Below are 1,280 nucleotides of genomic sequence, written 5' to 3' on the forward strand. Positions count from 1 at the left end.
TTTTTGATTTATGAAAGAGATCTAATAAACACCCCCCCAATCAATAATAAAAAGCCCCGGCAATACGGGGCTTTTTTGACATCTCGAATTATTGTTGATCCCCAATAATGGTAGACCACAGCAGTTCATCAATTTCACTGCCATTGAAATAAACAGTAGCCTTCAATGATTCAGGCTGGTTCTGTTTGACTTCAATCACCTGATCATAACTGTCATCAATTCTAAGCACACCCTCTTTTGGTAAATGCTTATAGTTATTTAATACGGTTTCATCCATTTTAAATGGTGTCGTGGTATTAAAATCAAAACTGTAACGATAATCTGCCAGATCAGGCTGACCGATAATTGTACCGCGACTGGTTAAGGTACGAATCCCATTGCTACCACTGCCATAATCATCGACCAGGCTATAATTATAATTACGTACTTGCAGATATTCTTTGCTCTTTGTATCAAACGCGGCTCCAGAAGTACCCGCCTGATCGGTCTCGGCTATACGCTGGAATTCCAACTGATCGATTTGATAAGATTCGGATTGCCCCATTTCATTTTTAGTTTTACGATGCACAATCGTGCCAGAAATCAGGTAGTCGTCCTTGAGATTAAAATCTACATTTGAACCATAACGGACATTCCTAAAGTTTAAAGTCGTCGTGTCACCATTCACCGTCTGAGTAATGGTTGAGCCTTTACGATAAGTTTTATCCAGGATAATACAGTTATCTTTATCCGTTTTTAATTTCAGCGTTTTAACTGCACCATTGGTAGTTACTTCTGAACAGATCAGATTTGGATATTTAATACTATTGATGCCCAGATTATAAATTTTGATGATACGTGCAGTACGTCCATAAGGATAATCTGCAAATACCTCACCAATCATGTGACCTAGAGCAACATTATAGTCGGTATCATTACTGGTATTTCCGGAAATTTTATCGCGAATTTTCTTTACAATGTCCTGATCTTCAAACGGAACAAATTCCTCTGAAAGCTCAGGGGAAATACTTTCCTTTGGAACATTTGGAGGCGTAGTCACTATAGGACTGTCTGAGCTGCTTCCCCCACCACCGCCACAGGCACTCATTAAACCCGAGACAAAAGCGAGTCCAAAGATAGAAATCTGCTTTTTCATAAAATTTATTCCCTAAAATTTCTTTGCATTTTTATTTGGTGATCACTAAAGGTTGGCCATCTCGAAACTGAATAGCTCAGAGGTGGTCCCACTTGTTTGAACAACTAAAAGCGTATTTATAAGTGATATTCCGCTCTAGTTAAGC

At 38.8% G+C, this 1,280-nt stretch carries 1 protein-coding gene; it reads right to left on the minus strand.

Annotated elements, in window-relative coordinates:
• Window positions 1–88: 88 nt before the first annotated feature.
• Complete coding sequence (locus tag HADU_RS11090; RefSeq protein WP_008306420.1) at window positions 89–1,135, minus strand: hypothetical protein; 1,047 nt, start codon at window positions 1,133–1,135, stop codon at window positions 89–91.
• Window positions 1,136–1,280 lie beyond the last annotated feature (145 nt).

Source organism: Acinetobacter sp. HA (assembly GCF_000264725.1).
Lineage (GTDB): Bacteria > Pseudomonadota > Gammaproteobacteria > Pseudomonadales > Moraxellaceae > Acinetobacter > Acinetobacter schindleri.

Bases quoted from the DNA above. Each gene is read 5' to 3' on its own strand.
- HADU_RS11090 (WP_008306420.1), bottom strand. From the start codon at position 1,135: ATGAAAAAGCAGATTTCTATCTTTGGACTCGCTTTTGTCTCGGGTTTA.